Source organism: Mesorhizobium sp. WSM3860, from assembly GCF_002294995.1.
Classification (GTDB): domain Bacteria; phylum Pseudomonadota; class Alphaproteobacteria; order Rhizobiales; family Rhizobiaceae; genus Mesorhizobium.
This window is the reverse complement of sequence record NZ_NSGF01000019.1, coordinates 110,263-117,175: the sequence shown is the minus strand read 5'-3', so window position 1 is coordinate 117,175 and position 6,913 is coordinate 110,263. Positions and strand designations below refer to the sequence as shown.

Annotated in this window: 5 protein-coding genes; all 5 read left to right on the top strand. The window is 64.0% G+C overall.

The window, feature by feature from the left end:
• On the top strand, positions 1–2,059 hold a 2,059-nt coding region (locus tag CK220_RS32850; RefSeq protein WP_280952756.1), incomplete at its 5' end, for a VCBS domain-containing protein.
• A 139-nt stretch (positions 2,060–2,198) separates the two neighbouring features.
• Complete coding sequence (locus tag CK220_RS25190; protein WP_095814096.1) at positions 2,199–3,938, top strand: type I secretion system permease/ATPase; 1,740 nt, start codon at positions 2,199–2,201, stop codon at positions 3,936–3,938.
• Complete coding sequence (locus tag CK220_RS25185) at positions 3,935–5,275, top strand: HlyD family type I secretion periplasmic adaptor subunit (protein WP_095814095.1); 1,341 nt, start codon at positions 3,935–3,937, stop codon at positions 5,273–5,275. The genes CK220_RS25190 and CK220_RS25185 overlap by 4 nt, the downstream gene beginning before the upstream one ends.
• Positions 5,276–5,594: 319 nt before the next feature.
• Positions 5,595–6,026 (top strand): hypothetical protein, encoded by a 432-nt coding sequence (locus CK220_RS25180; RefSeq protein ID WP_095814094.1) that lies wholly within the window; start codon positions 5,595–5,597, stop codon positions 6,024–6,026.
• Positions 6,026–6,892: an alpha/beta hydrolase gene (locus tag CK220_RS25175; RefSeq protein ID WP_095814093.1), complete on the top strand. Its 867-nt coding sequence runs from the start codon at positions 6,026–6,028 to the stop codon at positions 6,890–6,892. The genes CK220_RS25180 and CK220_RS25175 overlap by 1 nt, the downstream gene beginning before the upstream one ends.
• Positions 6,893–6,913: the final 21 nt, after the last annotated feature.

Sequence of the window (6,913 nt, the reverse complement as noted above, 5' to 3'; positions counted from 1 at the left end):
CGGCACCAATGACGGGCCGGTGATCACGTCGGGCACGCAGGCCGGCGCGGTGACCGAGGACACGCAGCTGACGGCGACCGGCCAGGTCCAGGCTTCCGACGTCGACAACGGCGCCACCCAGGCCTATTCGGGCAACGCCGCCGGCGCCTACGGCTCGTTCGCCGTCGACGCGTCGACCGGTCAGTGGACCTACACGCTCGACAATGCCGCGCACCAGAACCTCGCCCAGGGCGAGAGCCACACCGAGATCTTCACGGTGACGGTGACCGACGACAAGGGCGCCACCACCACGCAGGACGTCACCATCACCATCAACGGCACCAATGACGGCGCCGTGCTCTCGGCTGATGTGAAGAACCTGACGGAAGGCAATACAGCGGCGGCGATCTCGACCTCCGGCACGCTGACCATCTCCGACGTCGACAGCCCGCAGACCTTCGTCGCGCAGGCCGGCACCGTGGGCGCCTACGGCACCTTCGCCATCAACGCTGCCGGCGCTTGGACCTATACGGCAAGCTCGGCGCATGACGAGTTCGTCGCCGGCACCACCTACACCGACACCTTCAACGTGGTCAGCGCCGACGGCACGCCGACCACGGTGACGGTCAACATCCTCGGCACCAACGATGCCGCGGTTCTGTCGGCGGATGTGAAGAACCTGACCGAAGGCGACACGGCGGCTGCCATCTCGACCTCCGGCACGCTGACCATCTCGGACGTCGACAGTGACCCGCACTTCGTGGCTCAGGCCGGCACGGTGGGGAACTACGGCACCTTCGCCGTCAACGCGGCTGGTGCCTGGACCTACACCGCGTCCTCTGCCCACAACGAGTTTGTCGCCGGTCAGCATTACACTGAAAGCTTTGATGTGGTCAGCGCCGATGGCACCCACACTTCGGTCGCCATCGACATTTTGGGCACCAATGACGCGGCAGTGCTGTCCTCGGCATCCGTCAATTTGACTGAAGGCAACACGGCTGCGGCGATCAGCACTTCGGGCAATCTGACCATCTCGGACGTCGACAGCCCGGCAACCTTCGTCGCCCAGGCTGGCACCGTGGGGAACTACGGCACCTTCGCCATCAACGCGGCTGGTGCCTGGACCTACACCGCAAGCTCGGCGCATGATGAGTTCGTTGCCGGCCAGCACTATGCCGAAAACTTCGACGTGGTCAGCGCCGATGGCACCCACACTTCGGTCGCCATCGACATCCTAGGCACGGATGATGGGCCGGTGCGCTTTGCGCCGACCGACATCCAGCTTACGCCGAGCACCACCACAGGCGATGTGAACTTCAGCTCCTTCCAGTTCACGGGCACGCTGAGCGCGACCGACCCGGATCCTGGCAGCTTCGTCTACAGCATCACCTCGCAATCGGACCCGGGACTATTTTCGATCAGCGGGAGCACGCTGAGTTCCACTGTTTCTGGCCTGTCGCCCAGCAAGGTGTACTCAGTCACGGTGCAGGCAACGCAGGTCGGCGACCCCGCCGGACCCGCTTACCAGTACAGCGAGACGTTCCAGGTCATCACCGGCAGCAACGGCAACTCGAGCGATGGTCTCAACGGTGCCAACGGCGGGGATGATGCCCTCTATGGCAACGGGGGCGCAGATATCATTCTCGGCATGGCCGGCAATGATACGCTGTTCGGCCAAAGCGGCAACGACACGCTGAATGGTGGCGATGGCAACGACAGGCTCGTCGGGGGCGCCGGCGCCGACGCGCTTACAGGCGGGGCAGGGGCCGACACCTTCTACTATGGCTCGGCCGTCTCGGATTCCGCACCGGGCGCTGGAAATTTCGACACCATCACTGATTTCGTGCATGGCGTCGACAAGATCGATCTGTCGCCGATCGATGCCGCTGCCGCCCCAGGCGACCAGGCTTTCCTGTTCGGCGGTCAGAATGCAGCCACCGTCGCCAACAGCATCACCTGGTCCGAAGTCGGCGGCAACACCATCGTGCGCGCCGACGTCAACGGCAACACGACAGCTGATTTCCAGATCACGCTGACCGGCACCGGGCTCGGACTGACGGCCAGCGACTTCGTGCTGTAACCAAAGAGGTGAGCCGCGGCCGCGCGGCTCACCTCGTATCCCGCTGGCTCACGATTCAGCTTACGAATTAAGGTTTACGACAGGTTTACGAGGGGATCGCGTGGCCGGGTGCGGGATCCGGAGTAGTATCGTTCCGGGCATGCAGTTTGGACAGGGGGCGGTTCTGCCGCTGGGTATTTTGAGTCTCGACAACAAATCCAGGATCGTCAGGGAAGCGCTTCGCGCCTGCCGCCGCTATTTCCTGTTTGCGGCGGTGTTCAGCCTGGCGATCAATCTGCTTTACCTCGCATCGCCGCTCTACATGCTGCAGATCTACGACCGGGTGGTCACCAGCGGCAGCGAGACGACGCTGGTGATGCTGACGCTGGTGCTGCTTGCAGCCTTTCTTGCGCTCGCCGGTCTCGACCTCGTCCGCGCCGCGATCCTGACGCGGGCCAGCGCCCGGCTCGACCGGCTGCTTTCGGCGAAAATCCTGGCGGCTTCCGTCGAGACCCCGTCGCAGGGTGCCTCGCAAAGCCAGCCGATCCGCGATTTCGACACCTTCCGGCAGGTGATCACCGGCAGCGGCATCCATGCACTGTTCGACCTGCCGTGGTCGCCGATCTATATCGGCATCATCTTCCTCCTGCATCCCTGGCTCGGCTTCTTCGCGCTGGGCTCCTCGCTGCTTCTCATCGCCATGGCGGTGCTCAACGAATATATTGTGCGCGCGCCGCTGAAGCAGGCCAACGACCTTGCCACGGCCAACTACAATTTCACCGAAATGAGCCTCAGGAACGCGGAAGTCATCCGCGCCATGGGCATGATCGACGGCCTCGTCCGGCGCTGGGGGCGCGATCGCGGCCTGGCGCTCGGCCAGCAGGGGCGGGCGAGCGACCGGGCAGCGGTCATGTCCGGGCTGATCCGTTTCCTGCGCCTGACCATGCAGTCGCTGATCCTCGGCCTCGGCGCCTATCTGGTGATCGAGCGGCAGATCACCGGCGGCTCGATGTTCGCTGCCAGCCTGTTGCTGGGCAGGGGGCTGCAGCCGGTCGAGCAGATCGTCGGCCTCTGGCGCAGCCTGATCCTGGCGCGGGCCGCCCTCGGGCGGGTCGAGAAGCTGCTGGACGGCGGCGCGCAGGGCGAACGCTCGTTCAACCTGCCGAAGCCCACCGGCAAGGTCGCCGTCGAGCAGTTGAGCTTCGCCATTCCCAGCCTGCAGAAGGTGCTGCTGCGCGATGTCTCGTTCCGGCTCGAGGCAGGCGAGGCGCTCGGCATCGTCGGCCCTTCCGGCGCCGGCAAGTCGACGCTGGCGCGTCACCTCGCCGGCATCATGCAGCCGAGCCGTGGCACAGTGCGGCTCGATGGCGCCGACATGACGCAATGGGGAAGGGAGGCGCTCGGCGACCATATCGGCTACCTGCCGCAGGACATCGAGCTGTTTTCAGACACCGTGGCCGCCAATATCGGCCGCTTCAAGGCCGATGTCGACCGCGAGGTGATCGAGGCGGCAAGGCTCGCCGGCGTGCATGAGATGATCATCCGCCTGCCGCAAGGCTACGAGACGCAGATCGGCGAGGGCGGGGCGGTGCTGTCCGGCGGCTACCGGCAGCGCATCGCGCTTGCCCGCGCCGTGTTCGGCATGCCGAATCTCATCGTGCTCGACGAGCCGAGCTCCAACCTCGATGCCGACGGCGATCGCGCCCTGGCCGAATGCGCGCTGGAGCTGAAGCGTCGCGGCAGCACGGTGATCATCGTCTCGCACCGGCCCTCGACTTTGGCCAATGTCGACAAGATCCTGCTCTTGCGGGATGGCGCGGTCGAAGCCTTCGGCATGAGAAACGAGATCGTGGCGCTGCTCAACCAGCGCGCGGCACCGATTACGGTGGCGGCCCAATGACCGATAGCGCGGCTACCTATCGCAGCCTCTCCGGCGCCGAAGATGCGGGCGCCAATGCGGATTCGATCCGGGCACCGGTGTGGATCGGCCTGGTCATCATCGTCGCCTTCTTCGGCGTGTTCGGCGGCTGGGCCGCGGTCGCGCCGCTCAATGGCGCGGTGCTTGCCGATGCGGTGGTGAAGGTCGAGGGCAACCGCAAGAGTGTCCAGCATTTCGACGGCGGCACGGTGAAGGAAATCCGGGTCAAGGACGGCGACATCGTCAAGGCCGGCGATGTGCTGGTGCTGCTCGACGACACCCGCGCCCGGTCCGAGTTCAACCTCTACTCCCAGCAATATGCGCTGCTGCGCGCCACCGATGCCCGCATTCGCGCGGAGCTCGACGGCCATGAGGCGGTGGCCTTTCCAAACGACATCACCGCCGAGCACCAGGCTTATCTGCAGGACGCCATGGCCAACCAGATTGCCGACCTCGAGAGCCAGCGCGCCTCGATGGCCGGCGCCAGGCAGATCCTGCAGAAGCGGATCGCCGAGCTCGACGAGCAAATCGATGGCAAGCAGGCGCGCGTCGAATCTTTTCGTGCGCAGCTCAAGTCGACGATCGACGAAAAGGCGAGCCTCAACAAGCTGCTGAAGGCGGGGCTGACGACGAAGCCGCGTATCCTGGAGCTCGACCGCTCGGCCTCCGATCTGCAGGGCCTGATCGACCAGGCGCTCGGCGAGATCGCCGGAAACCGCCAGAGCAAGGCCGAGCTCGAAAGCCAGATCGCGCAGCTCACCAACGAGCGTCGCGCAAAACTTTCGGCCATGCTGATCGACACCCAGTCGAACCTGGCCGATCTGGTGCCGAAGATGTTTGCCGCACAGGCCATGGTGGACCGCGCCGAAGTGCGCGCGCCCTATGACGGCCAGGTCATGAACGTGACGGTCTTTTCGACCGGGGCGATCGTCGCGCCCGGCCAGACCATTTTGGACATCGTGCCGACCAGGAATTCGCTGATCGTTCAAGCGCAAGTCAAGGTCGAGGACATATCCAGCCTGCGCGCCGATATGACGGCGGAGGTCCGCTTCACCTCGTACAAGCAGCGCACGACGCCAGTCATCCACGGCCGCGTCACCCGCGTCTCGGCGGACCGCGTCACCGATGCCAAGACCGGCTTTCCCTATTACGTGGCCGACGTGGCGGTGGATCAGCAGGAACTCGCCGCCGCCCCGCAGATCCAGCTCTATCCCGGCATGCCGGCGCAGGTCATGATCGTCACCGAGGAACGCACCGCGCTGGATTACATTCTGGGGCCGCTGACCGCGTCCCTGCATACGGCCTTCCGGCAGAAGTAGCGCGGACTGAAATCCTCGAGCCAGCTCCTCGGCTGCGGCCGATACTCCTGCGCCACCTCACCGTTGCTGAACGGCACGGCCGAGAACAGCTCCATGCAGGGGTTGCTTTGAGACCAAACGATACGATCGCCGAAAGGTTACGGAAGGGAGCCTGCCGTGGCCGAATAGGCGATATCACGGCCGCTGGCGGCATCGCCGTCGGGTGCCCGCCTCCCTAACAAGGTCGCAACAACAACGGCCACTCGGCTGCGAATTTCCTACTAGCCCGGCCTGGGTTCCTCATCATAATCTCGCGCCCGCTTGAACCGTCCGAATCCGCATGAGCAAACTCCTTTTTACCCGCGTTCCCTTCAATCCGCTCTCGCTCGGGTTGGTCTGCAATTTCGTCGCCCATCACCCGCCTTTCGACGGCTATGAATTCGGGCAGATGGTGAAGTCGCTGTGCTATCAGCTGGAGCAGCAGACGCATCTCATCGGCTCGATTGACGATGCGATCGTTGCTTACCTGGGATGGATCGTGACCAGTAGCGAAATTGCCGAGGCGTGGGTCGCGAACAACGGCCCGCTCAATTCCGATCCCAGCGGCAACTCCGTTGCCGCTACGATAATGGTGACGCGCTCATCCTCGCACATCCTGCCCTTGATCAAAGAGGCGAAGCTGCTCAACCCCGACAAATCCGTCTACTGGAAGCGCGATTTCATCGATGCGCGCGGCGCCATGAAGCGCGCCGTCCGCAAGCGGGACGCGTGATGGACAAGGTAGCGTCTATCGAGGCGCTGACCCAGGAAATCCTGATCCGCCTTGGCGACCGCTATGCGTCGATGTTCGTGCGCATCTGGCAGCCCGCAGCCCAGCCGCGCGGCACGGTTTTTTGTCTGCACGGCTTCACCGGAAACGGGGCCGATTTCGACTATCTGGCGGCCTTCCTCTGCCGCAACGGCTATTTGGTCATTTGCCCAGACCTGCTCGGCCGCGGGCGCAGCGCCTATCTGGGATCGGGTTACGACATCGAAGTCTATTCGAGCTGCTTGCGGGCGCTCGGTCAATTTGCCGGCAAGGAGAACCATTTCGTCGGCACATCGTGGGGCGGTTTGATCCTGATTCTGTTTCTGTACGCGAACCGGGGCCGCGTCGATAAGATTGTCCTCAATGATGTCCCAATGATCGGCGGACCGAAAGTCGACGCGTTGCGGAGAGAGGTGATCCAGGAAAGCACGCTCGCTTTCGAGACGCGCGCGGCAGCAAGGGAATATCTGCGCGCCTCACAGCCGAGCATGGGGCAGATCGAACAGCCGGTTTTGGACCGTTTCATCGACAATAGAATTGCCGCAGGTCCGGGCGGCTTTCGATTTGGGTTCGATCCCGCCACGACCGGAAATTTCGAGGCGATGACCGGGCGCGAGTATGACCTGTTCCCCATGATGGCCAAGCTCGACGCCCGCGTGATGCTCATGCACGGCCGCGAGAGTGAGTTCCTTGAGAGGAAGGCCTTGGAACGAGCTCGTCGCGCCCGCCCTGATCTCTGTCTCGTCGACAATATCGATGCCGGCAACCCCCCGTCGCTGATGACGCTTGATCAGCTTTTCCTGATCCTCGGCTTTCTTTCAGCAGCTTGAGCGAGGTCTACCCTGGCGAAA

What these genes read in the sequence shown, in the direction of transcription:
- CK220_RS25180 (WP_095814094.1), top strand. Translation starts at nt 5,595, where the DNA reads ATGAGCAAACTCCTTTTTACCCGCGTTCCCTTCAATCCGCTCTCGCTC.
- CK220_RS25185 (WP_095814095.1), top strand. Translation starts at nt 3,935, where the DNA reads ATGACCGATAGCGCGGCTACCTATCGCAGCCTCTCCGGCGCCGAAGAT.
- CK220_RS25190 (WP_095814096.1), top strand. Translation starts at nt 2,199, where the DNA reads ATGCAGTTTGGACAGGGGGCGGTTCTGCCGCTGGGTATTTTGAGTCTC.
- CK220_RS25175 (WP_095814093.1), top strand. Translation starts at nt 6,026, where the DNA reads ATGGACAAGGTAGCGTCTATCGAGGCGCTGACCCAGGAAATCCTGATC.